This is a genomic window from Halostagnicola alkaliphila (assembly GCF_055379965.1).
Map to the genome: position 1 here is coordinate 475,863 of NZ_AP043826.1, position 26,032 is coordinate 501,894.

31 protein-coding genes are annotated in these 26,032 nt (G+C 62.2%); 18 read left to right on the forward strand and 13 right to left on the reverse strand.

What is annotated here, in order from left to right:
- The first annotated feature begins 1 nt into the window (after window position 1).
- A complete protein-coding gene (locus ACZ5C7_RS07465) occupies window positions 2-403 on the forward strand; it encodes an HVO_A0114 family putative DNA-binding protein (protein WP_464375710.1) in 402 nt (133 codons plus the stop codon).
- Window positions 404-415: 12 nt separating this feature from the next.
- On the opposite strand, the gene ACZ5C7_RS07470 is transcribed toward ACZ5C7_RS07465, so the two are convergent.
- The 4 genes from ACZ5C7_RS07470 to ACZ5C7_RS07485 are packed head-to-tail and all read right to left on the reverse strand — an operon-like array spanning window position 416 to window position 3,544.
- Window positions 416-1,189: a 2-oxo acid dehydrogenase subunit E2 gene (locus ACZ5C7_RS07470; protein ID WP_464375711.1), complete on the reverse strand. Its 774-nt coding sequence runs from the start codon at window positions 1,187-1,189 to the stop codon at window positions 416-418.
- Between the two features lie 35 nt (window positions 1,190-1,224).
- On the reverse strand, window positions 1,225-1,485 hold the full coding sequence (locus ACZ5C7_RS07475) for a lipoyl domain-containing protein (RefSeq protein ID WP_464375712.1): 261 nt from the start codon (window positions 1,483-1,485) through the stop codon (window positions 1,225-1,227).
- Between the two features lie 2 nt (window positions 1,486-1,487).
- Window positions 1,488-2,516 carry an alpha-ketoacid dehydrogenase subunit beta gene (locus ACZ5C7_RS07480; protein WP_464375713.1) on the reverse strand — a complete coding sequence of 343 codons (1,029 nt, stop codon included), beginning with the start codon at window positions 2,514-2,516 and terminating at the stop codon, window positions 1,488-1,490.
- Window positions 2,516-3,544, reverse strand: coding sequence for a thiamine pyrophosphate-dependent dehydrogenase E1 component subunit alpha (locus tag ACZ5C7_RS07485; RefSeq protein WP_464378409.1), 1,029 nt, complete (start codon window positions 3,542-3,544; stop codon window positions 2,516-2,518). The genes ACZ5C7_RS07480 and ACZ5C7_RS07485 overlap by 1 nt, the downstream gene beginning before the upstream one ends.
- A gap of 149 nt (window positions 3,545-3,693) precedes the next feature.
- Between ACZ5C7_RS07485 and ACZ5C7_RS07490 the strand changes: the two genes are divergently transcribed.
- From ACZ5C7_RS07490 to ACZ5C7_RS07505, 4 genes are all read left to right on the forward strand, one after another.
- Window positions 3,694-4,287: a DJ-1/PfpI family protein gene (locus ACZ5C7_RS07490; RefSeq protein WP_464375714.1), complete on the forward strand. Its 594-nt coding sequence runs from the start codon at window positions 3,694-3,696 to the stop codon at window positions 4,285-4,287.
- A gap of 117 nt (window positions 4,288-4,404) precedes the next feature.
- Window positions 4,405-4,686, forward strand: coding sequence for an AbrB/MazE/SpoVT family DNA-binding domain-containing protein (locus ACZ5C7_RS07495; RefSeq protein WP_464375715.1), 282 nt, complete (start codon window positions 4,405-4,407; stop codon window positions 4,684-4,686).
- Window positions 4,683-5,162 (forward strand): PIN domain-containing protein, encoded by a 480-nt coding sequence (locus tag ACZ5C7_RS07500; RefSeq protein WP_464375716.1) that lies wholly within the window; start codon window positions 4,683-4,685, stop codon window positions 5,160-5,162. The genes ACZ5C7_RS07495 and ACZ5C7_RS07500 overlap by 4 nt, the downstream gene beginning before the upstream one ends.
- A 111-nt stretch (window positions 5,163-5,273) precedes the next feature.
- The gene (locus ACZ5C7_RS07505) at window positions 5,274-5,924 is read left to right on the forward strand and encodes an HAD family hydrolase (RefSeq protein WP_464375717.1); all 651 of its coding nucleotides are present in this window, start codon (window positions 5,274-5,276) and stop codon (window positions 5,922-5,924) included.
- 36 nt (window positions 5,925-5,960) lie between these two features.
- Here ACZ5C7_RS07505 and ACZ5C7_RS07510 read toward each other — a convergent pair whose 3' ends face one another.
- Together ACZ5C7_RS07510 and ACZ5C7_RS07515 are read right to left on the reverse strand one after the other, a co-directional pair.
- Window positions 5,961-6,221 carry a bacteriophage holin gene (locus ACZ5C7_RS07510; RefSeq protein ID WP_464375718.1) on the reverse strand — a complete coding sequence of 87 codons (261 nt, stop codon included), beginning with the start codon at window positions 6,219-6,221 and terminating at the stop codon, window positions 5,961-5,963.
- Between the two features lie 102 nt (window positions 6,222-6,323).
- Entirely contained in the window at window positions 6,324-6,827 is a 504-nt protein-coding gene (locus tag ACZ5C7_RS07515) for a metallophosphoesterase (RefSeq protein WP_464375719.1), read from the reverse strand.
- Window positions 6,828-7,101: 274 nt separating this feature from the next.
- Here ACZ5C7_RS07515 and ACZ5C7_RS07520 point away from each other — a divergent pair, with 274 nt between their 5' ends.
- On the forward strand, window positions 7,102-7,521 hold the full coding sequence (locus ACZ5C7_RS07520) for a hypothetical protein (protein ID WP_464375720.1): 420 nt from the start codon (window positions 7,102-7,104) through the stop codon (window positions 7,519-7,521).
- 117 nt (window positions 7,522-7,638) lie between these two features.
- Here ACZ5C7_RS07520 and ACZ5C7_RS07525 read toward each other — a convergent pair whose 3' ends face one another.
- A complete protein-coding gene (locus ACZ5C7_RS07525) occupies window positions 7,639-8,940 on the reverse strand; it encodes a tryptophan--tRNA ligase (protein WP_464375721.1) in 1,302 nt (433 codons plus the stop codon).
- A 369-nt stretch (window positions 8,941-9,309) separates the two neighbouring features.
- Here ACZ5C7_RS07525 and ACZ5C7_RS07530 point away from each other — a divergent pair, with 369 nt between their 5' ends.
- Both ACZ5C7_RS07530 and ACZ5C7_RS07535 read left to right on the forward strand, forming a co-directional pair.
- A complete protein-coding gene (locus ACZ5C7_RS07530) occupies window positions 9,310-10,119 on the forward strand; it encodes a succinylglutamate desuccinylase/aspartoacylase family protein (RefSeq protein ID WP_464375722.1) in 810 nt (269 codons plus the stop codon).
- Window positions 10,116-10,412, forward strand: coding sequence for a hypothetical protein (locus tag ACZ5C7_RS07535; RefSeq protein WP_464375723.1), 297 nt, complete (start codon window positions 10,116-10,118; stop codon window positions 10,410-10,412). Before ACZ5C7_RS07530 ends, ACZ5C7_RS07535 begins: the two co-directional genes overlap by 4 nt.
- 52 nt (window positions 10,413-10,464) lie before the next feature.
- Here the strand turns inward: ACZ5C7_RS07535 and rio1 are convergent, their stop codons facing one another.
- Window positions 10,465-11,328, reverse strand: coding sequence for a serine/threonine-protein kinase Rio1 (gene rio1, locus ACZ5C7_RS07540; RefSeq protein WP_464375724.1), 864 nt, complete (start codon window positions 11,326-11,328; stop codon window positions 10,465-10,467).
- A gap of 151 nt (window positions 11,329-11,479) precedes the next feature.
- Between rio1 and ACZ5C7_RS07545 the strand changes: the two genes are divergently transcribed.
- Entirely contained in the window at window positions 11,480-12,643 is a 1,164-nt protein-coding gene (locus tag ACZ5C7_RS07545) for an HD domain-containing protein (protein WP_464375725.1), read from the forward strand.
- 26 nt (window positions 12,644-12,669) lie between these two features.
- Here ACZ5C7_RS07545 and alaS read toward each other — a convergent pair whose 3' ends face one another.
- Window positions 12,670-15,450 (reverse strand): alanine--tRNA ligase, encoded by a 2,781-nt coding sequence (gene alaS, locus ACZ5C7_RS07550; protein WP_464375726.1) that lies wholly within the window; start codon window positions 15,448-15,450, stop codon window positions 12,670-12,672.
- Window positions 15,451-15,772: 322 nt separating this feature from the next.
- Between alaS and ACZ5C7_RS07555 the strand changes: the two genes are divergently transcribed.
- Complete coding sequence (locus tag ACZ5C7_RS07555; protein WP_464375727.1) at window positions 15,773-16,669, forward strand: phosphatase PAP2 family protein; 897 nt, start codon at window positions 15,773-15,775, stop codon at window positions 16,667-16,669.
- 41 nt (window positions 16,670-16,710) lie between these two features.
- Here ACZ5C7_RS07555 and ACZ5C7_RS07560 read toward each other — a convergent pair whose 3' ends face one another.
- The gene (locus ACZ5C7_RS07560; RefSeq protein ID WP_464375728.1) at window positions 16,711-17,703 is read right to left on the reverse strand and encodes a replication factor C small subunit; all 993 of its coding nucleotides are present in this window, start codon (window positions 17,701-17,703) and stop codon (window positions 16,711-16,713) included.
- A gap of 140 nt (window positions 17,704-17,843) precedes the next feature.
- On the opposite strand from ACZ5C7_RS07560, the gene ACZ5C7_RS07565 reads away from it, so the two are divergent.
- The 4 genes from ACZ5C7_RS07565 to ACZ5C7_RS07580 all read left to right on the forward strand — a co-directional run bounded on the left by ACZ5C7_RS07565 (window position 17,844) and on the right by ACZ5C7_RS07580 (window position 21,206).
- Entirely contained in the window at window positions 17,844-18,998 is a 1,155-nt protein-coding gene (locus tag ACZ5C7_RS07565; RefSeq protein ID WP_464375729.1) for a bactofilin family protein, read from the forward strand.
- Window positions 18,999-19,095: 97 nt separating this feature from the next.
- Window positions 19,096-19,293 carry a hypothetical protein gene (locus ACZ5C7_RS07570; protein ID WP_464375730.1) on the forward strand — a complete coding sequence of 66 codons (198 nt, stop codon included), beginning with the start codon at window positions 19,096-19,098 and terminating at the stop codon, window positions 19,291-19,293.
- Between the two features lie 112 nt (window positions 19,294-19,405).
- A complete protein-coding gene (gene samp2 / locus ACZ5C7_RS07575; RefSeq protein WP_464375731.1) occupies window positions 19,406-19,639 on the forward strand; it encodes a ubiquitin-like small modifier protein SAMP2 in 234 nt (77 codons plus the stop codon).
- Between the two features lie 775 nt (window positions 19,640-20,414).
- Complete coding sequence (locus ACZ5C7_RS07580) at window positions 20,415-21,206, forward strand: mechanosensitive ion channel family protein (RefSeq protein WP_464375732.1); 792 nt, start codon at window positions 20,415-20,417, stop codon at window positions 21,204-21,206.
- Window positions 21,207-21,211: 5 nt separating this feature from the next.
- On the opposite strand, the gene ACZ5C7_RS07585 is transcribed toward ACZ5C7_RS07580, so the two are convergent.
- A complete protein-coding gene (locus ACZ5C7_RS07585) occupies window positions 21,212-21,637 on the reverse strand; it encodes a hypothetical protein (RefSeq protein ID WP_464375733.1) in 426 nt (141 codons plus the stop codon).
- Window positions 21,638-21,849: 212 nt separating this feature from the next.
- Here ACZ5C7_RS07585 and ACZ5C7_RS07590 point away from each other — a divergent pair, with 212 nt between their 5' ends.
- Entirely contained in the window at window positions 21,850-22,290 is a 441-nt protein-coding gene (locus tag ACZ5C7_RS07590) for a DUF1467 domain-containing protein (protein ID WP_464375734.1), read from the forward strand.
- A 359-nt stretch (window positions 22,291-22,649) separates the two neighbouring features.
- Here the strand turns inward: ACZ5C7_RS07590 and ACZ5C7_RS07595 are convergent, their stop codons facing one another.
- On the reverse strand, window positions 22,650-23,309 hold the full coding sequence (locus ACZ5C7_RS07595) for a helix-turn-helix domain-containing protein (RefSeq protein ID WP_464375735.1): 660 nt from the start codon (window positions 23,307-23,309) through the stop codon (window positions 22,650-22,652).
- A 238-nt stretch (window positions 23,310-23,547) separates the two neighbouring features.
- Here ACZ5C7_RS07595 and ACZ5C7_RS07600 point away from each other — a divergent pair, with 238 nt between their 5' ends.
- Genes ACZ5C7_RS07600 through ACZ5C7_RS07610 form a run of 3 tightly spaced genes read left to right on the forward strand, consistent with a single transcriptional unit; the run spans window position 23,548 to window position 24,525 of the window.
- Window positions 23,548-23,676 carry a hypothetical protein gene (locus tag ACZ5C7_RS07600; RefSeq protein WP_464375736.1) on the forward strand — a complete coding sequence of 43 codons (129 nt, stop codon included), beginning with the start codon at window positions 23,548-23,550 and terminating at the stop codon, window positions 23,674-23,676.
- Window positions 23,676-24,113, forward strand: coding sequence for a GNAT family N-acetyltransferase (locus ACZ5C7_RS07605; protein WP_464375737.1), 438 nt, complete (start codon window positions 23,676-23,678; stop codon window positions 24,111-24,113). Before ACZ5C7_RS07600 ends, ACZ5C7_RS07605 begins: the two co-directional genes overlap by 1 nt.
- A gap of 46 nt (window positions 24,114-24,159) precedes the next feature.
- Window positions 24,160-24,525, forward strand: a complete 366-nt coding sequence (locus ACZ5C7_RS07610) for a hypothetical protein (RefSeq protein ID WP_464375738.1) — start codon at window positions 24,160-24,162, stop codon at window positions 24,523-24,525.
- Between the two features lie 86 nt (window positions 24,526-24,611).
- On the opposite strand, the gene ACZ5C7_RS07615 is transcribed toward ACZ5C7_RS07610, so the two are convergent.
- A complete protein-coding gene (locus ACZ5C7_RS07615) occupies window positions 24,612-25,958 on the reverse strand; it encodes a tryptophanase (protein WP_464375739.1) in 1,347 nt (448 codons plus the stop codon).
- Window positions 25,959-26,032 lie beyond the last annotated feature (74 nt).

The window sequence follows — 26,032 nt, forward strand, 5'->3', positions numbered from 1 at the left end:
GATGACAGACAACACGTCCGTACTCCTGGTCACCGTCGAGAACGATGAGGATGCATACGGAGAGGGTCTCGAAGCGATTCAGGGGCTCAAACGCGGAGAATCGATTACACAGCCGACGACGGTAACGTTCCCGAACGTGAAGATTCTCGGTGAGACGTTCAACGAACGGACGTACGGGCTATTAGAAGCTATCCGAGACGAAGCACCCTCAAGTATCCGAGAGACGGCTCGTCTCGTCGATCGAGACAAGAAGAACGTTCACGAGGAGCTAACGACCCTCGAGGCGCTCGGCGTGATCCGCTTCGAGGACGACGGGCATTCGAAACGACCCGTCTTCCCATACGATGATCTCGTTATCAGCCCGTTCGGCCCCAGGAGCGGTAACTCAGCTGTGACGGCGTGAATCTATCGAACGTCAGTCCTCGAGGGGATTCGCCACGAATTGCTCCGCATTCTCCACAGACGCACACAACGTCTCGAGGAATCGCGCCGCATCCGCACCGTCGACGACCCGATGGTCGAAGCTCAGATCGAAGGAGATCTGCTTGCGAAATTCCACGCCGCCGTCCTCGTCCGGCCGTGCGCGTTCTCGAATGCGATTGACCCCGAGGATCGCCACCTCGGGCGGATTGATGATCGGCGTGAACGAGTCGACGCCCAGCACGCCGAGGTTGGTCACGGTAAAGGTCCCGCCGCGGAGATCCGACATCGAGTAGTCGCCTGACTGTACCGACTCGGTCAGTTCGCGTCGCTCGAGCGCGATTTCCTCAAGGGATTTCGACTCGAGGCCGGCGAGAACCGGCGCAACGAGTCCGGCGTCAATATCGACCGCGATCCCGACGTTTTGGGTTTCGTAGAGTCTGTGGACGCCATCCTCGAGCGTCGCGTTGAACTCGGGGTGTTCCGCGAGCGTCTCCGAAAGCCCGCGGAGGATTACGTCGATCACCGACACATCGACATCGGCGGCCTCCGAGGCCTGTGTCGCCGCCCTCGAGAGCGCCTCAGCGTCGACCTCGCGACTCGCCGTCACGTGGGCCGCGTTTTGCGAACTCTCCTGGAGTCGGTTCGCGATCGTTCGGCGCATGCCGGTGAGTTTGCGTTCCTCGAGGACGGTGCGCGTTTCGTCCGCCGAATCGTTGTTCGAGCTATCGGTTTCGCTCGAGTCGCCGTTTTCGGTGGGTGGTGTCATAGTGTAAGTGGGATGGTAAACGTGGCACTGATCGATCAGGTCACCTCGAGCACCGCCAAGGTATCGCCGCGCTCGAACTCGTCATCCTCGTCGCAGACGATTTCGTGGACCGTCCCCGCAGCGGGTGCCGGAACGTCGACGCTGACCTTTTCGACCTGTATCTCACAGAGCGTGTCGCCTTCCTCGACCTGACTCCCCTCGCTCGTGAACCAGTTGGTGACGACCCCTTCGTCCTCGTCTGCGTCCTCGGGCCAGACATCGGCCGTGTTGATCTCGAGGTGATCGGTTCCCGACATGGTCAGGAGTCGACGGATCTCACGGCGTCTTTGATATCCGCCGTCGCCGGAATTACCTCGTTCTCGAGCGGCCGTGCGTAGGGAATCGGGACGTCCGGAACCGCGAGTCGGGAGACGGCCTCGAGCGACGCCAGATCTTCCTCCGCGACGCGAGCAACGATCTCGCTCGTGACGCCGTAGGAGCGGTAATCCTCGTCGACGACGACCAGTCGGCCGGTCTTTGCGACCGACTCGAGGACCGTCTCGGTGTCCAGGGGAACGAGCGTCCGGAGATCGACGACTTCGGCGTCGATTCCGTCCTCCGCGAGGTCTTCGGCGGCCTCTATCGCCCGGTGGACGTGCAATCCGAGCGTGACGAGGGTGACGTCCTCGCCCTCGCGTTTGACGTCGGCGCTCCCGAAGGGAATGGTGTACTCCTCCTCGGGAACGGGCGTCTTCGGCCCGTCGGGTGCTGGCATCCAGCCGATTCCCATGAGCCGCTTGTGAAACATGTAAACGACCGGGTCGTCGTCGCGAATCGCGTTGTGCATCAGCCCCTTCGCGTCGTAGGCTGTCGAGGGAACGACGACTTTCATCCCTGGGAGGTGCGCGAAGGTGCCGTAGAGGGTTTGGGAGTGCTGGGCGGCGTCGTTGTACGTCCCGCCGACGGCCGTCGTCAACACCATCGGGACGTTCACACTCGCCCCGCTCATGTACGTGTTCTTGGCCATCTGGTTGTAGATCTGATCCATTCCGACGCCGAAGAAATCGGCGAACATGAGCTCCGCTATCGGGCGCATACCCGCCTGTGCGGCCCCCACGGCCGCACCGATGTAGGCTGTCTCGCTGATCGGCACGTCCATGATTCGGTCGTGGCCGAACTCCTCGAGAAGGCCCTGCGTGCTATCGAAGATGCCGCCGTAGTCCGCGACGTCCTCGCCCATGTAGAAGACCTCCTCGTCTGCTCGCATCTCGTCGGCGATCGCCTCGACCATCGCCCGACTCATCGTGAGTTCGCGGTCGATCGCCTGCGCGGGTTCTTGCTGTGCCATCAGTCCTCACCTCCCGCTCGAGTATCGCCTGCAAGCTCGTGGGTCGGCTCGGTCGTCGTCACGCCAGATTCGGGGCCGACAAAAACGTCCCCGTAGGCGTCTTCGGGATCGGGTTGTGGCTGTTCTTTGGCCCACTCGATCGCGCTGTCGACGCGCTCGTGGGCGTTCTCCCGTAGCTTCTCGAGTTCCTCGTCCTCGACACCTGACGCACGCAACTCCGAGGCGAGTCGTTCGATCGAATCGCGGTTTTTGGCGGCCGCCGAATCCTCCTCCGGCCGGTAGCTCTCGGGGTCGCCCATGAAGTGGCCCATCCGCCGGTGGACCTGCACCTCGAGCAACGTCGGTCCGTTCCCGTCTCGAGCCCGACCGACCGCCTCCTTGGCGGCGTCGTAGATGGCGGTCGCATCGTCGGAGTCGACGCGCATGCCGGACATATCGAACCCGCCGGCGCGTTGGGAGGCGTCCTCGAGGTCCGTCACGCGATCCTTGGGCATGCTGATAGCCCAGTCGTTGTCCTCGACGACGAAGACCACCGGCAGGTTCTTGACCGCGGCGAGGTTCAGCGACTCGAGAAAGGCTCCCTGACTGACCGCGCCCTCGCCGATGAACGCGACCGCGACGCTGTCTTCGTTCCGTTTCTTCGCGGCGAGTCCGGCTCCAACGGCCGGCGGACAGCCCTCGGCGATGATGCCGCTACAGGCGAAGTTGACTTCGGGATCGAACAGGTGCATGTGCCCGCCTTTCCCCTTGCTGAGGCCCGTCTCGCGACCGAATATCTCCGCCGTCATCCGGTTCAGATCGACCCCCTTGGCGATGGCGATGTGGTGAGGTCGGTGCGGAGCCGTGACCGTGTCGTCGTCCCGCAGGTGCTGACAGACGCCCGCGGCGGAGGCCTCGTGACCCGCCGCGAGGTGTAACTCGCCGGGGATCGGCCCGGCCGAGATGTCGAAGGCCGGCTGTTTCCCCTCGAGATACTCCTCCTGAAGGCGCTCCTCGTAATATCTGGCCGTGACCATGTCGGTGAACATGGTTTGTAACTTGCTAACTGTGACCATGGAAAACCCATCAGGAACGTCCACACGAAGTAGTATATACCTATGCCCGAATACCGTTCAGCGAACGGTTTATAGGGGTTTCAAAGGGTAACGCTGACAGCGAGGGAGGGCGAACGGAACGTATGACCACAACCACGATCGAGATCGTCCTCTTCGACGGGTTCGACGAACTCGACGCGGTCGGCCCGTACGAGGTGTTCGATTACGGCCGGCAAGCAGGTGCATCCCTCGAGACCAGCTTCGTCACGCTCGAGCCGACGGATCGCGTTCGGGCGAGCCACGAAATGCGCGTCGAACCCGACGGCGTGCTCGGGGAACCGGATCTGCTCGTCGTCCCCGGCGGCGGCTGGTCGAGCGAAGACGGGGGCGTCCGGCGGGCGATCGGCGAAACCCGCATTTCCGAGGCCGTCGCCGAACTGCACGCTGGCGCAACGACGATCGCCTCCGTCTGTACGGGCGCGATGATCCTCGCCGACGCGGGGATTCTCGAGGATCGACCCGCAACGACCCACCACACCGCGCTCGAGGATCTCGCCGAGTACGCCGACGCGGTCGATTCGCGGGTCGTCGACGACGGCGACATCCTGACGGCAGGCGGCGTGACATCGGGGATCGATCTGGCGCTGTGGCTCCTCGAGCGGGAGTTCGGCGCAGACGTCGCCGACTCGGCCGCCGAGGTACTGGAACACGAGCGACAAGGGACGGTGCATCGATAGCTGAATTTGTTTGCCCGACGCTACGTGTGCGAACGTAGCATCCACTGACCACGGCCTCCGGGAGAGAGGTATTAAAACAGGCGTAATACTCATCAGGTATTACCCCATAGTAAATATATGCCGCGCGTTACCACCAAAGGGCAAGTCACCATTCCGAAGGAAATTCGGGATTCGCTTGGTATCGAACCAGGTGACGAGATTACCTTCGAAGCGGTCAACTCTGGCTACAAGATCCAAAAGAAAGCGCCGACGGCGGCGAACGGAGAAGATCCGTTCGAAAAATACAGAGGAAGCGCCGAAAGCGATGAGACGATGCCGGATCGGATGCGCCGGCTTCGCGGGGAGTACCCGCGTGACGTTGGCGATGAAGCGGACGAGGAACCGGAGGCAGATCCGTGATCACGGCGGTCGATACGAACGTCCTCCTCGCACTTTTGTACGAAGACGAACACGCAGATAGAAGCGAGAAGGAACTTCGGCGCGCGTATCAAGATGGACGGGTCGTTATCTCGCCGATCGTGTACGCTGAACTCGCAGCAGATGGCCATTTCCATGCCCCACCGGAACTCGACCAATTTCTTGCGGACGTTAGTATTCAACTCGTTGAACCGTCACAAGAGGCGTTATTTCGCGCGGGCGAGCAATTTCAGCAGTACACGATGCGACGACCGGAAGGACTTCAATGTCCATCGTGCGGGACGAAACAGACCGTCCGTTGTGAAGCATGTAGTGAGTATCTCACACCCCGACAACATATCGCTGCAGACTTTGTCATCGGTGGACACGCGACTGTTGACGGAGACGCGTTACTCAGCTTCGATGATGGGTTTTACGAGACGTACTTCCCGTCATTGACTGTCTATCCTAATGACTGAACGAACCGGTTGCGTACTACCGTTGCGTATCGGAGCGCCGTGATCGACGACAACGGTACCGAATAGCGGGACAACGGCTATCCGTTCGGCGAGCGAACTGCGAGACGACTAATGGCTGCTGTACTCTTCGATATGGACGGCGTTATTATCGATTCGGAGGATTACTGGGTCGAACGACAGCGAGAACACATTCTTCCGACGACCGTTCCCGACGAGGAGGTGCCGGTCGCCGAGGTCTCGGGGATGAACTACCGGGAAACCTACGAGTACCTCGAGTCGAACTACAAGACCGCGATTTCTCGAGAGCGGTTCGTCGACATCTTCGCCGAGACGGCCCGGGAGATCTACAACGAACACGTCTCGCTCCTGCCGGGCTTTCACGACCACCTCGACGAGCTTCACGACCGCGGCGCGACCGTCGCGTTGGTTACCTCTTCTCCCCACGACTGGATCGAAATCGTCTTCGAACGGTTCGATCTCGAGGGGCGATTCGACGAAATCGTCAGCGGCGAGGATATCGAGGGGCCCGGCAAACCGCATCCCTACATCTTCGAGCAGGCAGCGGACGAAGTCGAACACGAGCCCGAGCACTGCGTCGCCGTCGAGGACTCCGAAAACGGCGTCCGGTCGGCGACTCGAGCCGGAACGATCACCGTCGCCTACCGGATCGACGCCCACACGGGCCTCGATCTCTCGCCCGCCGACGCGATCGTCGAGACGCCGGAGGGGCTTCGGGAGACGGTGCTCGAGCGCCTCGAGTGAGGTTTCGGTCTCTTCGACGACCGCCAGTTCGACGAGTCAGCGCCGGAACAGGTTGTAAAGCCAACCGAGCACCACTCCCACGAACAGCCCGTCGAGGCTCCCCCAGACGATTCCGGCACCGAGGCCGCCTTCGTCCGGCTCGAAGCCGGGGTAGATTTCGGCCAGAAGCGTGCGCCAGCGTTGACCGTAGCCGACCTGAGACGTGAGTCCGAGGCCCGCGACGGTGATCGACCAGAGCGATGCGACCGCGAATCCGAGCGCGACCGGATCGAGTCGTTTCGATGAGCGCGCTGTCATCGCCGACGGCTACTTCGAAGACGCCCTTACTAGTTTCACTTGCCTGTGCGAACGCACAGATACCTCGACCGCTTGGCGGCTCGAGGGCGATCCAGTATCGGACTACTCGAGCACGGACCGAAACCGAACCGACTCCGAGCGAGTATCCAGAATCGCCACCGTCCGGTCGTCGTCGGGCGTCGGCGGGAAGTGAGCGCCGGGGTTTATCACCGTCGTTCGACCCTCTTCCGAGTGTTCTCGAGCGTGATGGTGGCCGTAGCAAACGTAATCGTAGCTCTCGCCCTCGGCGACGGCACGAACTTCCTCGAGCGACTCTCCGTGGAGCACCGCCATCGAGAGGCCGTCGAACTCGAGGGAGGCGAATCTACCGTGAAGTTCGCTCTCGTCGCCCAAGGAGTCGAAGGCCGACTGTAAGTTGGCGGCGTCGCCGTCGTTGTTTCCGAGGACGCCGTGGAGTTCGAACTCCGAGAAGTACGGGGGGACGAGCGGGGCGACGAAATCGCCGCAGTGGACCACGATTTCGACGCCCTCCTCGCTGAATAGGTCGGTCGCTCGTTCGATTGCCGGAACGTTGTCGTGCGTATCCGCGATGATCCCGACGTGCATACCTGATCACGGGAGAGCAAGGAACAAATCGATTCGGGAATGGTCAACCCCTTGTTTCGAGGTGTCTGCTGTTTTGTGACGATCGAGAGTGTACTCGTCACGTTTCCGTGGTTCCTTCGTTCCTCCGGGCGGATATCGTACCATCAAGGCGTCCATGGTTCCGCCAGAACCGAACACCGTTCCGTAAGGGCCACATGTACTCCACAACGGTGTTTTCTCGCATCAACAGACACAGGTAAAAATTATATTCTAGGGCGAGATATATTGTACTGCAATGAAACGGCGACGCATGCTAACATCGCTCGGTGCGGGCGTAGCATCGCTCACGTTTGTTGGAACCACCACCGCACGGGACACCTGCGGTGAACGCGACTGGCAGTGTTCGGGGAACGAGACCTGTGGTGAGCGCGACTGGCAGTGCCAAGCGGAGGAGGGCTACCAGTATTCGGAGACCGTCGGACGGAGCGGCCCCGCCTGCGAGTTCACGAACCGAGTCGTCTTCCCGATCCTGACCGCCGCGTCGATGGAGGACGGCATCCCGGTCTCCACCAAGGTGGTCGCGTCGGGCTGGGCCGCCTCGAGCACGGCGTGCTACGCGATGGATCAGATGGAAGACCACCACGAGCAACGGATCGACGAGGCGTCCGTTCACATACAGTCGAACGACGAACACACGCTGATGATGCCCGAATGAACACGGCTAAGAGTATTGGTTGCACGGTCGTTCCACGTTCTTCGCCGTGACTGTCACCTACCAGTAGCGGGTCGTGGAAACGACTCAAGATAGCTCGAAGCCGACTCAAGCCGAGATCTAGGGGAAGTGCGGAACGCCGGCCGCCTCGAGCGCCCGCGTTCGCTCTGCCCCTGTGAGCCGATACGGCTCGAGTTCGGTAGAAAGCGAGCCCAGTTCCGAGCGTCGGCGTTGGTGGGCGGCCAGAAAGTCGGTAATTCGCTCGATCGCGATCTCTTTCAACTCTCCGCTCAGCAAGTCTCCCGCGCGATAATCGGCGGCGATGCGCTCGAGTTCGTCGTCGTCTTCTTCGAAGAAGAATCGCAGGTACTGGAACGGCACGTCGACGGTCGGATCGCCCCCCTTCTCGCGGTGTTCCTCGAGCGTCGGCCGGCCGCCGGTGTAGGCGTGTTCACGGATCGTCTCGGCGACAGTTTCGGCGTCGGCCGTGAGCTCGATCGACGGCGCGTCGCCGGAGGAACTCATCTTCCCCGGCCCCTCGAGGCTCGGGAGGAAGCGTCCGAGCAACGCGCCCGGTTTGTCGACGGGCAGCGCTTCCTTCGCCGCCACGTCGCGACAGACGCGGACGTGTGGATCCTGATCGATCGCGATAGGGACGAGCGTCGGCTGGCGTCCCGCGACGAGTTGGGGGAGCAGAAGGTGCGTCGCCTGCACGGCGGGATAAAACTGCAGGCCGACGGTCTCTTGCTCGCCGTAGACGGCCTCGACGGTCGCCGGCGTGAGGTGTTTGGCGAGTCGAACCGCGATCGGATAGACCACGTCGGCCTCGGCGGTATCCACGATGATTCTCGTCCGATCGGGATCGAAACCGACGGCAAGAACGTCACGGAGGTTCGCGCGGGTGTGCTCGCCGATTTCGTCGAACGACTGCTCTTTCGCGAGGAACTTCTCGTCGTCCGAAAGCGGGATGTAGACCGTCGCACCCGTCTCCCGCTGGAACCGCTTCGCGAGATACAGCGGGAGGACGTGGCCGAGGTGCATCGGTCCCGACGGCCCCCTCCCCGTGATGATCGAGTGCGGTCCGCCCGATTCGACCGCCTCGAGGTATCGATCGACGTCTCGGCCGGCGTAGAACGTTCGGCGTCGAAGCAGCGGATGGTCCGGGAATCGGGCAACCTGGTCTTCGGTCAACGGATCGGCTCCGAAGCGCTCGAGGAGTTTCTCGTAGTCGATCTCGCCCTCGACGGCGTAGGGCGTGACGGTGAACTCGTCATGCTCGGTCGATTCTGCGACAGCGCGTTCGTCGTGTTCGGTGAATTCTGCGTCGGTTCGGTCGTCGCGTTCGGTCGATTGTGAGTGAGTCCGTTCGCCGTTTGATCCTGAATCGGTACGTTCGTCGGTCGTGTCGGTCGTATTCGTCATTCGTTTATTAGAGTAGCTGTGGTGTGGGTTCGGCTGTGGCTCGAGGCGAAGTGAAAACGGAACGAACGGAGGGAGCGAGTGTCGCCCCGGGGACGGGTTAGGCCGCGTCGGCCGAGACGACAGGACTGTCCGCTCTCGAGGGCACGTCCCAGCGCCAAGCGAGAGCGACTCTCATTGGCTGACCTTTCGTTGGCACCAGAAAAAGGCTTTCGGGGAATGCTCTTGGTCACGCCGCTCGAATATATCGTCGAACACGATGTTCTGTTTCCGGCTACTCTTCGCTCGGCCGTCCGCCGTATCGTGTCAATTATTTCGGACTCTATCTCTCGATAGTAAGGTGCATAACGCGGAACGGAGAGACCCCAAACGATGAAGCGACGAAGCGCCCTCGCCGCAGGCTGTGTCATCGTCGGTTCGATCGCCACTGGCGCCCTCACCCGGCCGGGTTCTGGCGGTGGCCCGGTCGCGGCAGCACGACGAGCCGACGCCTCGAGCGACACCGATCGGCGCTCGGAGTCGATCCTCGAGGAGACGGTCCACGAGACCACGCTGTACGAGATCGACGCACCCGAAAGCGGCCCGACGGCGATGGTTTTCGGCGGCGTTCACGGCGACGAGCAAAACGGGATCGAGGTCGCTCGCGAGATAACCGACTGGCACCCGGACGCGGGCACGCTCGTCGTCGTCCCGGAAACGGATCGCGTCGCCGTCGAAAACGGGGAACGTGAGGGGATCGACGGCGATCTGAACCGGCACTTTCCGCCGGGAGACGACCCACAGAGCGAACTCGCGCGCGGCATCTGGAGCGCCGTCGAGTCATACGATCCCGACGTCGTCCTCGACCTCCACCGGTCGCTCGGCATCTACGGCGTCCACCACCAGTACGTCGGGCAGATCGTCTTTCACTCGCCGGATGCTCAGGGCCCCACGCTCGCGAACGCGCTCAACGACGCGGTGGTCCCCTGGTACATGCCGCTCCATCGGTTCCGCTCGAGTCCGACCGATATCAACGGCCCGTTGCTCTTTCAGGCCGCCAACCGAGAGCTCGGCTCGACGAGTTACCTGCTCGAGTCGACCTCGTTCGTACTCGACGAGGACGCGATGAACCGCCACACTCGGTTCGGGGCCGCGAAAGTCCTCGAGTTACACGGCCTGCTCGAGACGGAGGGGAGATCATGAACATCTCTCGGCCTTCGATCCGACGGGTTCTCGGGAGTCCCGCGACGCTCGCGACGTACGCGCTTCTCGTGGTCCCGTTCGCGCTTGGATGGTTTCGATCAGAGTGGATGTCGCCGCTCGCGCTTCCGGGCTATCTCATCTTCGTGATCGGGACCTCTATCGGCAACCTCATCGCCCCGCGCTATGAGTTCTGGGTCTACTGGGCACCGTTCCTTGCGGGGAGTTTCGGGCTCTCCGCCCTCGTCGGCTACGGCTACGAAACCTGGCGGGACGAACGATCAAACGAAGAGTGAACAGATGAGAACGGTGCGTTGATTATCCGTCCGAGTTCCTGCGAAAGCGAAATTAGTCCCGCGAGGGATCGGGTTCCGGATCGGTCACGAACTCGAGGACCTCGTCCTCGGTGACCTCGAACCCTTCTCGGGAGAAGTAGTTCGCAATGTTTCGGCAGTCGCGTTCCAGAAAGGTCTGGCTGTTCGGATGGTGGATGGTAACCGCCTGTCCGAGGTCGATGAACACGAGTTGTCCCTCGTCGAAGATGATATTGTACTCGCTCAGGTCGCCGTGGATCAACCCCGCCGAATAGAGCCGGCGCATGTACTCTCGAACCACTTCGTACGCAGTCTGGGGGTTCTCGATCTCGACCTCCCCCAGTCGCTTGGCACGGCCGTCCTCGTCGCCGATGTACTCCATCACGAGGACGTTCCGTTCGGTCGCGATCGGATCCGGAACTCTGACACCCGCCTTCTGGGCCCGCATCAGGTTCGCGTACTCCTTTTTGACCCACGCGAGCACGACGTCCTTTTTCTTCCCGCCAAGACCCTCGAAGCGCGGGTCGCCCTCGAGGTAGTCCCGCATCTGTCGGAAGTTCGAGGAGTTGATGCGGTAGATCTTCACTGCAACTTCGCGGTCGCCCCCCAGCGCGTGGTAGACGTTCGCCTCCTTGCCGGTCGAGAGCGGGCCGCCGAACGCCTCGACGTGGCCGTCCTGGACGAGTTTGTACAGAGCCGCGAACGTCGCGTCGTCGAACACCGACTGTTCGACCTTGAACTGATCGGCGTCTTTGATCCGTTCTTCGAACTGCTCGAACTCGCGGTCGCGTTTGCGCGCGATTCGATCCGCTTCGGTCTCCGAAACGTCGATCTCCTCCCACTCGTTACCCGGTGTCTCGACGGCCTCGCTGTCTACCAATCCGTACTCCGTTTCCATCTACTGTGTGATTGTCGCCCACGCGGGTAAAGTACCGGGTATCGTTCACCAACAAGTGGACGGTAACCTGTCATACGACGTGGGGTATCCCTGCCGGACGAATCGAACGCGACACCGTATCGGTTTTGACACGTCCGCAGAAAGAACGAGTATGAACGCGATCAAAGACGCCGTCCACGACTACATCGAAGTCGACGGCGTCGCCCGCGATCTCCTGGACACGACGGCGATGCAGCGACTCCGACACGTCAAACAGCTCTCGACGATTCGGCTCGTCTACCCCTCCGCGAGCCACACTCGGTTCGAACACAGCCTCGGGGTCTACCACCTCGCACAGCAGGCGCTCTCCCACCTCGAGATCACCGGCGCTCGAGCGGAGGCGGTCCGCGCGGCCGCCCTGCTCCACGACGTCGGTCACGGCCCCTACGGCCACCAGACCGAGCGGATCATCGAGCGCCGACTCGGTCGCCACCACGACGACATCGACCACCTGCTTGCCGACGGTGAACTCGCAACCGTACTCGAGTCCCACGGCCTCGACACCGGAACGGTCGCTGACTTGATCGCCGGCGAGGGGAAACTCGGCCAACTCGTCTCGAGCGACCTCGATGTCGACCGGATGGACTACCTCGTGCGCGACGCCCACCACACGGGCGTTCCCTACGGGACCGTCGACCCCGGCCGACTCGTTCGCGTCCTCCAGTTCGTCGACGGCGACCTGGCGCTCGCGGAGGGCAACGTCGCCACCGCCGAGAGCCTGCTCGTCGCCCGCGCGCTGATGAACGCGACCGTCTACCGCCACCACGTCTCTCGGATCGCCGGTTCGATGCTCGAACGAGCGAGCGAACAGCTACTGGACGGCACCGACCTCGGCATCGAGGAGTTCGCCCGCATGACCGACGCCCAGCTACTGGCGGCGCTCCGGGAGTACGAGACGACCGCACCGCTTGCCGCACGGCTCGCCGAACGCAGACTGTACAAACGAGCCGTCTGGGTAGAACTCGAGGAGGTCCCCGACTGGGTGCTCGAGACCGACCACGAGGAACGGAGGGGACTCGAGGCCGACCTCGAGGATGCCCTGGGTCTCGAGGGCGGCACCGTCGTCATCGACTGTCCCGGTCGGCCGAGCATGCCCGAAACGCACTCGCGCGTGGTCGTCAACGGCGACGTTCGCCGACTCCACGAGCAGTCGCCGCTGGTCCAGGGACTGCAGGCGGCCCAGCGCGCCCAGTGGCGACTCGGCGTCTACACGCCCGAAGCGCACGCTAAGGGCGTACAGAAAGCCGCGACGGACCTACTCAATCTAAACGAATAACGCGACAAAAAACTCGAAACGCCCGCTCAGGCGTTCAGCACTTGCCGAAGGATATCCGGCGCGTCCTCGAGTGCGTCGTCGAGGTCTTCTTCGTTAGGGCCGCCACCTTGTGCGAAGTCCGGCGGACCGCCGCCGCCGCCGCCGACCTTGCTCGCGAGTTCGCCGACGACGTCGCCGGCGTTGACCTCGGTGTCGTCGGGAACGGCGACGACGAACTGCGCACCGCTTTGGCCCGATCCGAGGACGGCGACCGTCCCGTCCTCGACGAGGGCGTTTGCTGTCGCGCGGAGTTCGTCCATATCCGCGTCGATGCGCTGGACGACCGCCGTCGTCTCGCCGATTTCGACTTCCTCGCCGCCGCCACCGCCGCCGGCGCGGGCCGCGGCTAACTGCTCCGTTAAGTCCTCGATCTGTTTCCCGCGCTCTTTCCACTCCGTGAAGAACCGCGCTGCGGTCTCGGGAACGTTCTGTGGCGTCACGTCGAGCGTTTCGGCCGCTTCGTAGAGCGCATCCTCTTTGTCCTGCGTCGAATCGATCGCCGCCTCTCCAGCGGCGAAGACGAGTCGCTCGACGCCGTCTTGGACGCGCTCGGTGTTGAGAACCTTTATCGTCCCGATATCACCGGTCCGAGAGACGTGTGTTCCGCCGCAGGCCTGAATGTCTTCGCCGACCTGAATCAGACGGATGTTCGTTCCCGGCGGAATGCCGCCCTGGTAGAGGTCGAAACCGTGTTCGGCCTCGGCCTCGTTCCGGTGGGGCCACTCCTGGGTGACCGAAAGGTTGTCCATCACCATCTCGTTCGCGAGGTGTTCGATCCGTTTGACCTCCTCGCGGCCGATTCGGTCGTAGTGACGAACGTCGATTCGGGAGGACTCGACGCCCTTCTGGGCACCCGCCTGGCGGATGTGCTCGCCGAGTACCTCTCTGGCGGCGTGGACGACGATGTGGGTCGCCGTGTGCTGGCGCATGAGCTGTCGGCGACGAGGACCGTCTACCTGGCCGTTGACGAACTCGCCTTTGCCGGGCCGCTCGTCGGTCCGGTGAAAGATGACGCCGTCTTCGACCTGCACGTCTCGCACCTCGACGGTGGCGTCCTCGGTCGAGATCGTCCCCGTATCGGCCGGTTGGCCGCCGCCCTCGGGATAGAACATCGTCTGATCGAGCACGACGTCGTACCCCTCCTCGCGCTCGAAGACGTCCAGTACGACGGCCTCGAACTGCGTCCGTTGCTGGTCGTCGTAGTAGAGTTTCTCCGTCTCCGGGAGATCCCCGAATCGGGCGTCCTCGTTATCGTCTCTCTCCTCGAGCGCCTCGGCGGTGTCGTGGCGGTCCGCGACGAGGCTGTAGAAGTCGTCCGGCACGTCGACCTCGGCTCCGGCTTCCTCGGCGATCTCCTCGACCATGTCGGGCTGAATGCCGTGGGAATCGTAGAGTTCGATGAGTTCGTCGGTCGGGATCGGCTCGCCTTTCTCCGCGTACTCCTCGGCGAGGGTCTCGACCCGGCGGCCGCCGCGCTCGAGCGTCTCGCGGTATTTCTCGACTTCCGTGCGGACGATATCCCGGATCGTATCGCGATTCTCGTACTCGAGGCGTTCGGCCTGCATGTCGACGAGTTCGTCCAGCGGCGCGTCGACGCCGACGGTGTCACAGAGCCGCTTCGTCCGGCGGAGCACCATCCGCGTGAGATAGCCCGTCCCGACGTTCGAGGGGACGATGCCGTCGCCGAGCATGTACGCGAGCGTTCGGCAGTGATCCGCGATGGCGTAGATGGACTCGAGGGGCTCTAGGAGGTCTCGAAGCTCCTCGGTCGGAATGTCGAGTGTGTCCGCGATGTCGTCTCGTGCTGCCTCGACGTCGTCCACGTCGTCGATATCGAGTTGACCCGAAAGGCGCGACGCGCGGGAGATTATCTCCTCCTCGCGTTCGGTGTGTTCGAGACCCGCGTTCTCCGTGAGAAAGTCGATCATCTCGGGGTAGATCGCCTGATAGACGGTCGGCGTTCCCTGGCTCATCCAGGTCCAGCGCTCGAGGCCGTAGCCCGTATCGACTACGTAGGTGTCCATGTAGGAGTAGCGGTTCCCGTCTTTGAGCTCGTACTCGCCGTCGGGGTCTTGCTCCATGCACATGAAGACCAGCGTCGCCAATTCGAGTCCCCGATAGATGACCTCGATCGCGGGCCCGGCGTTGCCCCCGCCGACCCAGGGATCCTCGATGTAGGTGACGTCCTCGATGTCCGCACCCATCGACTCGAGCAGTTCGTCGCAGTATTGGACCGTCTGGTCCTTCCAGTACACCTCGCCCTGGTAGGCGTACTGGTCGGGGTCGTCGATATCTTCGCGCGCGTTAAACGCGTGGTGGGCCATCATCTCGAAGGCCATGGTATGGCGACCCGTCTTCCCGACGTTGTCGATGTCCTGCATCCGGATACAGGGCTGAGATATCGTCAACGGATTCGCCGGCGGCGGCGTCTGGCCGCTCGTGACCAGCGGCTGGAAGTCGTAGATAGACGCCTGAGTCAACAGGACGTCGTCGCGCCAGCGGTTCGCCGCGACCGGATACGGCTCGATACGCTCGTGGTCGTTCTCCTCGAAAAAGGAAAGGAACGCCTCGCGCATCTCCTCGAGGGTGTACTCCCGGTCGAAGCCGGGGTTCTCGATGAAGTCGTACTCGGCACACGGAGGCTCCCCGCAGGTCTCCCGGTCGTGATCGCGCGTCCAGAAGTGCGCGCCACACTCCGAGCACGCCTTTCGCTCGAAGCCTTCCTCCTCGAAGTACTCGAGGCGGTATTCTTCCTCCAGTTCGCTCATTCTACGTGTGTTTGGCTCTGGAAACCCTAAAACAGTTCCGCAACGTGTATCGGAGAAATAATCGCAAGACGACAAATTACCTCAACAGTCTGAGTAGGGTTGGCTCGCCGGCCACAGTTTTCAGAACTGACGAAATAGCCCCGAAAGAGGCAGAAAATAACGGGTTTCGAATGTATTCATAGTGGGATAGAGAGCAAGCTATCACACTAATTGAGCTTACACCAACGACGACCGACGTATCATATGAGTCAGTGGCAGAGGGACATTAGAAATGTTATCCAAAACGAAAATACTACACGTTGTCGTCTCTGATCACTGCGCGATGTGGTTCGATCCAGCAGTTGTCGAAGCCGTCCGTGATGCAATCCCCACCTGGCTCGGCGTCCTCATGGTCGTCCTCTCGTATCTGGGGAGCGTTTACCTAATCGCTCCCGCGATGATCGCCGCCTACTGGCGCAAGCGCGACCTCGTCGCCCCGTGGCTCGGCGGCGTCATCGGCTACTACGGCCTGATGTCGCTGACCAAGTCCTACCACACGGCGACCCGACCGACCGTCGGTCCCCCGGTGGGTGCCGAATCGTTCCCCGACTGGTTCGTCCCGTGGTACGAACACGCCGCCCACATTTCCACCGCGAGTTTCCCGAGCGGCCACGCCATGGCGGCGACGGTCATCGTCGGCATGCTCGTCATCGACCTCCCCGTTAGCACGCTCGCGAAACGAGCCGTCGTCGGAACGGCCGTCATGCTGTGGGTCGGGCTGACTCGAGTCGGCCTCGCGGTTCACTACCCGGGCGATGTCGCCGGCGGCATCGCCTACGGGCTCGCTTTTCTGGCAATATACTACCTGGTTCGACACTACTCGACCGACGAGACGAGAGCCGCGCTGGCGGTCGGGACGGCGTTCGGGATAGCCGCAGTCGTACTGGTCGGGAGCCGGAACTCCCACATCGTCTTCGGCGGCGGCGTCGGCGCGTTGCTCGCGTGGCAGTTCGCACCGACCGTCGCGGACCTAATTCGGGACACTGTCCTGAAGTACGTCCTCCCGGTCGCAGGGGTTCTGGTCGTCGTCGGAACCTGGTTCGTGACCGACCTGGGGATCGGCAACGATGCCTTCATCGTGGCCTGGTCTGCACTCTTCCTCGCGGCGGTCGTCCTCGTTCCATGGGTCACCCCGAATCGTGAGGAGTGGTCGGCAGCGAAGTCGACACTCACCGGATAGAGCCGACAAGCGCAGAAACAACCGTCGAAACCGCCTTCGGATCAGGATTCGTCCTCGAGCGCCAGCGCCGCCAACATGGCCTCGAGCTGTAGTCGCTCGTTCGCGCCTTCCGTAATGCGGTAGTCGACCTCGCCGAGTCGCTCGAGCAGTCGAACGGTCGCTTTCTCCGAGAGGTCGAACTCCCAGGCCGAGCGGTGGAGTTGATCGATGACGTCCCCGCCCGCGAGCCCGCGGTCCATCAGGAGCGTCTCGAGGGTCGAGCGAGCGGCCGTGAAGTCGCCGTCGATGGCCTGTTTGACCATCTCCTCGACCTCCTCGGGGCGGGCGGTGGCCGTGATCGCGAAGACCCCCTCCTCGTCGACGGTTTCACCCATCACTGCCGCGGCTTGCAGGCCGTTGATCGCTCTGCGCATGTCGCCGGCCGCGGCGTAGACCAGCGCGTCGACGCCGTCGTCGGTCACCTCGATATCCTCGTTCTCGGCGATTTCGCGGATCTGGGCCTCGATCGCCGACTCGGAGAGTTCGGTGAACCGAAACACCGCACACCGGGACTGGATGGGGTCGATGATCTGACTCGAGTAGTTACACGAGAGAATGAATCGCGTGTTGTGTGAAAACTGCTCCATCGTCCGGCGAAGCGCGGACTGGGCGTCGGAGGTGAGCGCGTCGGCCTCGTCCAGAAAGATAATTCGGTAGTCGTAGCCGCCGAAACTCGAGCGGGCGAAGTTCTTGATCCGGTCGCGGACGACGTCGATTCCGCGCTGGTCGGAGGCGTTCAACTCGAGGAAGTTCTCCCGCCAGTCGCTTCCGTATATTTCACGCGCAATAGCTTGTGAGGCGGTCGTTTTTCCGGTTCCGGCTGGCCCCCCCAGCATAAGGTGCGGCAGGTCGTCCTGTTCGACGTACTGGGAGAGTCGCGGGATGATATCCTCGTGGCCCTTGATCTCGTCAAGGCGCTCCGGGCGGTACTTCTCGATCCAGACTTCGGTCCGCCCCGGCGTCGACTCCGCGGTCTCGGCGTCGGCCTCGCTCATACACGCCGAAAGGGGAGGGCCGAAGATAAAACGACCGAAGCGAGAGCATCGTTGAACCCCCCACAAGTCACCCGCTCAAACGCTCTCGAAAGATGTCATCACAGACACCGTTTTATCGTCCGTGACGACGTACTTTCGATATGTCAACGATAACCATGACAGCATCGGAGAGCGACGCTTCGGAGCGCCCTGCGGGTGACGCCTCGAGGAAGCGAACGAGCGACACACTCACTCGAGTCGCCGTCTTCGTCCTGATCGCCGCGCTCGTCCTCGGGAGTGCACCCGGACTCGCCGCCGCCCAATCGATCGGCGGATCCGACGGCGTCGGCGGCACCGTCACTGTCGAGGAGGGCGAAACCGTCGACAGCGTCGAGGCGTTCGCGGGCAACGTCATCGTCGACGGCACGGTCACGGGCGACGTGAGTTCGGTCGCCGGGAACGTCTACGTCAACGGCGAAGTCGGCGGCGACATCTCGAGCGTCTCGGGCAACCTCGAGGTCGACGGCACCGTCAGCGGAGACGTGAGCGCGGCCGGCGGAAACGTCATCCTCGGCGAGGACGGAACGGTCGAGGGCGAGTTTCAGGTCGGTGCCGGAACCGTCACCGTCGACGGGACGATAAACGGCGACGCGGCGATCGGTGCCGACACGATCCAGCTCGGCGAGACGGCCGCTATCGCGGGCGACCTCGAGTACAACGGCAGCTTAGAGGGTGACACCGGCGTCGTTGCGGGCGACATCAGCCAGGATTCGTCGCTCGGCATCGGATTCGAACCGGCGCTCGAGCCGATCGTGTCGTGGCTGTTCGCGCTCTACACGCTCGCGTTGAACCTGTTGCTGGGGGCGGCGTTGCTCGCGCTCTTCCCTCGGTTTTCGGACGACGTCGCCGAACGCGTCGCGACCGCTCCCGTCCGATCAGGGTTGGTCGGGCTCTTGTTGCTGGTGGGAATTCCGATCGCGTTGGTCGCGATCGCGATTACGGTCATCGGGATTCCGCTCTCGATCGTCGGCGGGTTCCTCTTCGCGCTGGTCGTCTGGATCGGAGTCGTCTACGGGCGGTTCGCCGTGGCCGCCTGGTTCCTGTCACTTCTGGGCGTCGGCAATCGCTGGCTCGCGCTCGTCGTGGGCATGGTCGGCGGCGCGATACTCACGCAGGTTCCCATCGTCGGCGGGCTGGCTAACTTCCTGATATTCCTGCTCGGTCTCGGCGCACTCTCGATGGCGCTGTACGGGCAGCGACGGCGAAGCCGCGAGTCGCCGACGCCGACGAGTCCCGAGGGACCGGCCGCCGACTGATTCGGTCGATCTCGTCGCGTCCCGTTACTTGATCGATGGGCCTGAAGAGAGTGAAGTAGCTAGAGTTATCAACCGATAGTAACAAACCTACATTCGAATGACGAATATCGGCCAGTACGTTCCGGATGATCTCGAAGTGACCATACTCATCTCGGTGAGTGCGTTGCTTTTTCTGGACTATTTCATGGGGATTTCGGACAGTCTTCCCGACGGCTGGTTTCACTTCCTGTTGGGGATTTATCTCTTCGTGTGTGCGGCCGTGCTGTTCGTCAGGAACGGTCGTTCATCCGAGTGAGCGTTCCGTCTCTCGCATCCGTCCGAAGGTCTCGCGAACCGAACACCAGGTCCGAGTACGTTTCCAAACCGAGCAACGACGCCCTCAAGTTCGAACGGCGACAACGACGACCATGCGCGTTACCGTGGACGTCAAAGGCGAGGAAACCCACGAGTTTTCCCTCGAGGACGTCCCAACTGAATCGGCCGAAAGCGCGGTTGGGGAACCGACCTACGCTGACCTTCTGTCCGAAATCGACCTAAGCCCCCACGAGGTGTCCGTCCTCGTCGACGGCCGTCCCGTCCCCGAAGATCAGCCGGTCGAGTCGGAGCACGTTACGGTGCTTCGGCTGATCAAAGGCGGGTAAGCGGCGTCAGTGCTACACGTCGATTCACATCTGGCATATCGACACGCAGTGCCAGCGTTGTTCCGCCAGGTTCGGTCCGCTCCGTGGAGTTCCGCTGTTCTCGACGAGAAATCCCACCCGGAACGGCCACGCCTCACGTACCGCCAGTATGCACTGATGCGAGAGTCGATTTCGAGCAGGACGAGTAATACGGTATTACCAAACCACCCACGGTGGCGAATATCGTGCGCTCTCAACCTGTGGTCTCGCGCTTCGTTTGCGGACTAAGCGGCCGTACTGGCCTCGTATAGGAGACCACTCACCGCGTTATAACTAGCAGTTCGATCGTCGAAAGGCGACCGCGATCGACCGACTTCGATCGACGCTCGACCGCGTGATCACGATCGGTCCCGCTGGGAGCGGTGGGACGAGTGAGCGGCGTCGACCTGCGCTTCCGATCGTGTTCGCGCTCGAGCAATGAACGGGAACTGAGACGTTCGGTCAGCCGTCGTCGATTCGAATTATCCGCTTTGTAGCACTTTCTGTCACTTCGTTCATCGTTTCCGGTCAATCGTCTGTTATCGGGTCTCCGTCTCGCGGTCTCGACAGCGTTCGTGTCCGTTGATACGTAGACGGACGATTCAGCCAGTGTCGATTTGTAACGAGCCTCGTGGCGTGTGATTCGCCGTAGCAGACAATTCATCGGTCGTGTCGGCCACATCGGCAAGTGGGTTTTTTACAGACTCAAAAATACCTAGACAATTACAAAGAACGGGAAGCCGGAACTACGATAGGCATGGTTCAAATCCAACCCGCACAACAGGTACAGGTCCCAGAATGGTTACAGGACCCGGTAGCCGAACTGATCACCTTCCTTCCGCGACTGGTCGGTGCGATAGTCATCCTGCTCATCGGCTGGGTCATCGGTCGCCTTGCGGCCGGGGTCGTCCGTCGGCTCGCGGACGGCGTCGAACTCGATCGCATGGTGCTCGAGACCCCGCTCGGGCGGATACTCGGCGGCACGGAACGAGCGGTCTCCAGTGCGTTCGGGAAGCTGGCGAAGTGGTTCGTCTACGCGATCGCCATCCTCGCGGCTGCGAACGCGCTCGCGATCCCCACGCTCTCGGAGTGGATTTCGACGGCGGTCTCGTACCTGCCGGCGTTCATCGCGGGCCTGCTCGTCATCGTCCTCGGATTCGTCGTCGCGGACTTCATCGGCGACGTCATCGAACGAACGCAGGCTGCGGCCCAGACGGCGTACGCGGGCTGGTTCGCGAACGGGGCTCGCATGTTCCTCTACTTCACCGCGATCGTCATCGGCCTCGACACGATGGGGATCAACGTCGGCATCCTGTACGTTTTCGCTCGAGCGCTCGCGTGGGGACTCGCGGCCGCCGTCGCCATCGGTGCCGGCGTCGCCTTCGGCTGGGGCGGCAAGGACTACGTCTCGGAGAACATCGACCGTTGGATGGGGCGGACGAGTACGGTCACGCCGACCGAGAACACGCGAAGCGATGAGGGGCCACGCGGCGGCGACCGCGACCCAGGATCAGAACCCAGCGCTGGGCCGGGTGCTGAAGACGACTGAACCCCTCACTCGATCGGCGGCGAAAGCCGCTCCGTCGACCGGTTCGACCGGTCCGTCGTAGCGCGCGGAAAGAGCGGCTTGACGGGTACGACCACGTAGGACGTGACGAGACGACCGTCGACCGGTCGACACTTCTCGACCTGGGCGAGTCGGTGCGTCGCGGCGTAGGCGTCCTCAATCCGCTCGAGGACCGATTCGAACGCGTCCACGTCGAATCGCTCGGCCGGGACGCGGTCCGTGGCGACCGCGACGCCCCGCGACTTGGCGTAGACGTCGAGCCGACCTTCGAAACAACGTTCTAATTCTTCGATCCGGTCGTGAACATCGCCGATCGACAGCTGGTCAGCCCTCGGTGGAAAGGCGACGTACGCCTGATACTGGTCGGGAGAACTCGAGACGTAGCGCTTCCACAGCTGGTTGAGTATCGACATTATTCTACGTGCTCGCGCGGCATTCGGCGTGTGCTCGTTCGACGGCGATTTCGTTCGAGTCCTGTCGCATTGATCTCACGTTCGTCTCGTCCGCGGTGGTAATACGTTCTTTGTTGTACGCCGATGGGAGTCAGCGAACCGTTTCTTCACCAAAACCGATAGTTTCGAAGTTCGCGAGACACTTGTACGATCAGCCGTTACTGCTGTTCAATATGTCTCAGCCCCTCCCCGAAGCACCCTCGCTCCTCCTTGCAGTTTCAGCCGGAGTCGTTGCGCTCGGCGTCGCGATTAACGACGGGTTTGTCCCATCCGCCCGCACGGTTCCCGCACTCTTCCTGATTGGTATCGGCCTCTTCGGTGTCGCCAGTACCGTCGACGACCGCCCGAGAGACTCCCTTCGGCTCACGACGAAACGGTGGTGGGCGCTCGCGTTTGTCGCGTTCCTCCCATACGGCCTCGCGACGTCACCCTCGAGCGAGCAGGCCGCAGCGGTCGGGAACGCGTTCTCCGGACCCGTCGCGGCCGCCGCACTCGAGGCGCTCGCCGGGACCGCGGTCCTCTGTGCGCTCGCGGTTACGGTACTCTACTGGTTCGCGAGGTACGGGATCTACCCGGGCCGACCATCGCCCGAAGAACGCGTTTTGAACGACTAGCGGACCGAGTGAGAGTCGTTACCCGATTGACATCCTCCCCGCCCTGAAAGGCGGGGTTTTGCGCCTACCCACCCCGTAAACAGAAAAACACGGATCAAGTGTAGACACATTCGTCGAATGCCCTACATATTAAATGGGCAACGTATAGTTCGTAAGTAGGTCTACTGACAGAGAGGTCTCAACACAGAACACCTGAAACAAACGGAATTAGTTTGCGACGTCCTTTCTCTGCATTCAGCAGGCCCTTCGGACAAGATTCAGAGGAGCGCAATCTCGGCCCGATAACTGTTCTACCTGTACGTACCGTTCGTCGGGGAGTCGGAGAGAGGGGACACGAGTACGACGCCTTCCGAGGAGACCTAGGAGTTCCCCTCGTCTTCCTCGAGGAGCGTGTTCGAAACGAGTTGTCCCGTCCCCCGACGAATGCGGCCGCCGACGGCCGTCGGTGAAATCTCCAGCAGATCGGCGAGTTCGGCGAGCGACGTTTTACGAGGTTCTTCGAAGTATCCCTCCTCGTGGGCGGTTTCCAGTGCGACGCGTTGTTCGTCGGTGACGTTCGGAGACGTTCCGTCCGTCCACTCGTCTCGGCGGAACATTCGATACAGCTCGAACGAAATATCTTCACGTTCGCAGTACTCCCACACCGACGAGAGCGCTTCTCGATCCGGTAAGTGGAGCCGTACCGTCCAGCCGCGATCGTTGCTCTCCGCCCGCAACAGTAACCCGCCGAGTTCGATCGTCATCGGCGAGATGAGTTTCGTCCCCTCGGTGTGTTGAAGCCGGTAGATACGCGTCCGCTCGAGATCGTCTACGAGGGACCACGTGTCGACAGTATGGTCTCGCTCGAGCGCCTCGTCGAACGTCTCGTCAGCGCCGTCGACGAGGAAGAAGAACATTCCCGTCTCGGGGTCCGTCGACGTGTGCGAGAGGACTTCGATGGACGTCTCCGGACACTCGCGGACCGTCGGTGCCAGCGCGAGGTCGGGATGGGAGATATCGATAATCGCGATTAGACTCACGATCGTTCGCCTCGCACTGACCGCTGTCTCGAGGGGCGTCGACGGTGAGAGACGCTCCGCGAACGACCGAGATTGATGAAGGTTTGAGGTAGCGTGTTCACATGACCCATATGTCACTATATGACAGCTATTTCCCCTTAATCGTTTAGCTAATTACGGGCGGGGTCGTGATAGTTGGACAACCCGAACACCGCTGAAAGGCCGACAGTTTTCTCCGTTGAGCCCTACCCATTCGCCAATGACCGGAACAGGCGTCACCGGCCGCTCGGGGTGCACAACCGATCTGGCCTCTGCTCGCTCGAGCGATCCGAACCGGCTATCGCTGTCGGGAATACCCCCGTTCGGGATCGACGCCGTCGCACAGTAATGTTCACTCGTACCGCTTCCCCGGACGATGTCCTCGAGGTCCGGCGAATCCTCGACGCCGCGATGCTCGAGCCCGGTGATGTCGAAGCCCGGATCGACGCGAACGACGTGTTCGTTGCCGGCGATCGATGGGAGTCGACCGAAGGGTCGAACGCTTCGAGTGCGCAGGCCGAACGAGTACTCGGGACAATCGTCCTCGAGCCTGTCGGAGAACCCGAGGGCCGCAGCGACGGGGCACACATCAGCGCGATCGGCGTCCGTCGACGACATCGCGGGAAGGGGATCGGACGAAGCCTGATCGAACGAGCCATAGAGCGCGAGCGACGACTGACTGCGCGCTTTGATGCCGACGTGTGCCCGTTTTACGAGTCGCTCGAGTTCTCGATCGAACCGATCGACGGTGAGCGGTATCGCGGCTCGCTGGAACGCCCTCGTTGAAGGCGCGGGGCGGTTTTATGGGTAATAACGTGGTACGTCGGTGCGCATGAATCTACAACGGATACTCAGTGGCGATCCGTCGCGGAACTCGTTGCTGTATCTCGGAATCGGTGTCATATCGCTGTTGAAGGCGCTCGCGGTCAGAGACGATTCGACGCGGTTTCGTCGGGAACTGCTCGACGCCGGGATGTTCATCGGGATCGGCCTGCTTCTGCGGCGCTACAGCAAGATGAAAGCGAAAAAGCGCTCGGAGATGGAGGGACAGCTTCCCAACTGGATCGTCGACACGTCCGGATCGTCGGGTGGCTCGGGCGGCCTTCGGACGAAGGCCAAACGGCGACTCGGGAGCGAGACGAGCGCGGAACCGGAACCGACGCTCGGCGACCGCGCACGGCGCGTCCTGCAGAGCTAACGATCCCCACATCGGAGCCGGTACTCCTTACTGCCGGCCGCGACAACGCTGAAGCGTCGCTCCGTAGCGGTGAGGTCGTGACCCGATCAGTCCGAAATCGGCTCGAGCTCGGCCGTGAAATGCCGCAATTCGGGAATCTCAGGCTCGGTTGCAAGTCGGAGCCCGTTCACGTTTTCTCGATTCTCGTAGACATCGACGGCCGTCTCGAGGACGTGTTCGAAGTGTTCTCGATGGTACGTTCGGCGCGGAATCGCGAGTCTGACCAGTTCCGGTCGATCGGAATCGGGAAACGCGAAACTCCCGAGCTCGACTCCCCGAACCCCGCCTTCGCGGTAGAGTTCACAGACCAGCACCTGCCCCGGAAACCCGCTCGAGTCGAGGTGCGGATAGAACGAGCCCGCGTCGAGATACACCGCGTGGCCGCCCGCCGGCGAATAGATCGGGATTCCGGCTTCCTCGAGCATCGAGGCGAGCGACCGGACCTGCCCGATCCGATCCTCGATATAGGCGTCTTCGACGGCTTCGCGGAGTCCGACGGCCATCGCCTCGAGGTCCCGTCCGGCCATCCCGCCGTAGGTCGGAAATCCCTCGTAGAGGATCGCTCGGCTCTTACAACGCTCGAAGAGGCTCTCGTCTCGAGTTGCGACGAACCCGCCCGTATTCACGAGGCCGTCTTTCTTCCCGCTCATCACGACGGCGTCGGCGTACTCGAGTTGTTCGCGGGCGATCTCGGTGACCGTCGCGTCCGCGTACTCGTTTTCCCGTTCGCGAACGAAGCAGGCGTTCTCGGCAAACCGACAGGCATCGATGACGAACGTCGCGTCGATCTCGTCGGCGAACGCTCGAACGCGACGCGTGTTCTCGATGCTGACCGGTTGACCCGCCGTCGAATTGTTCGTGATCGTCGAGATGACGACGGGAACGTTCTCCGCACCGACTTCCGAGACGGCCTCGCGAGCGCGCTCAACCGAGAAGTTTCCCTTGAACGGCTCCTCCGCCGAGAGATCGTGAGCCCCCTCAGTCGGGCAGTCGACGGCCTCCTCACCCTGATTCGCGACGTGAGCTCGAGTCGTATCGAAGTGGGTGTTGTTCGGAACGACGTCGCCTTCGGAGAGCAAGGTTCCGTAGAGGACGTTTTCCGCCCCTCGTCCCTGGTGGGCCGGGATTACGTGCGGAAATCCCATCACGTCCTCGACGGCCGACTCGAGGCGCTCGAAGCTCGGCGAACCGGCGTAGGATTCATCACCGCGGTGGAGCGCGGCCCACTGGTCGTCGCTCATCGCCCCCGTTCCGCTGTCTGTCAGAAGATCGATATAAACGTCGTCGGCTGCGAGATTGAAGACGTTGTAGCCGGCTTCCTCGAGCGCGCGTTCGCGTTCCTCGCTCGAGGGTAACCGGATCCGTTCGACCGCTTTGGACTTATAGGAAACCATGAATCGGATGAAGACCCCGAGGTTGTTTAGCCTATCTGATATAACATGCCCATCGAGGTGCCGAGTCGGCACCC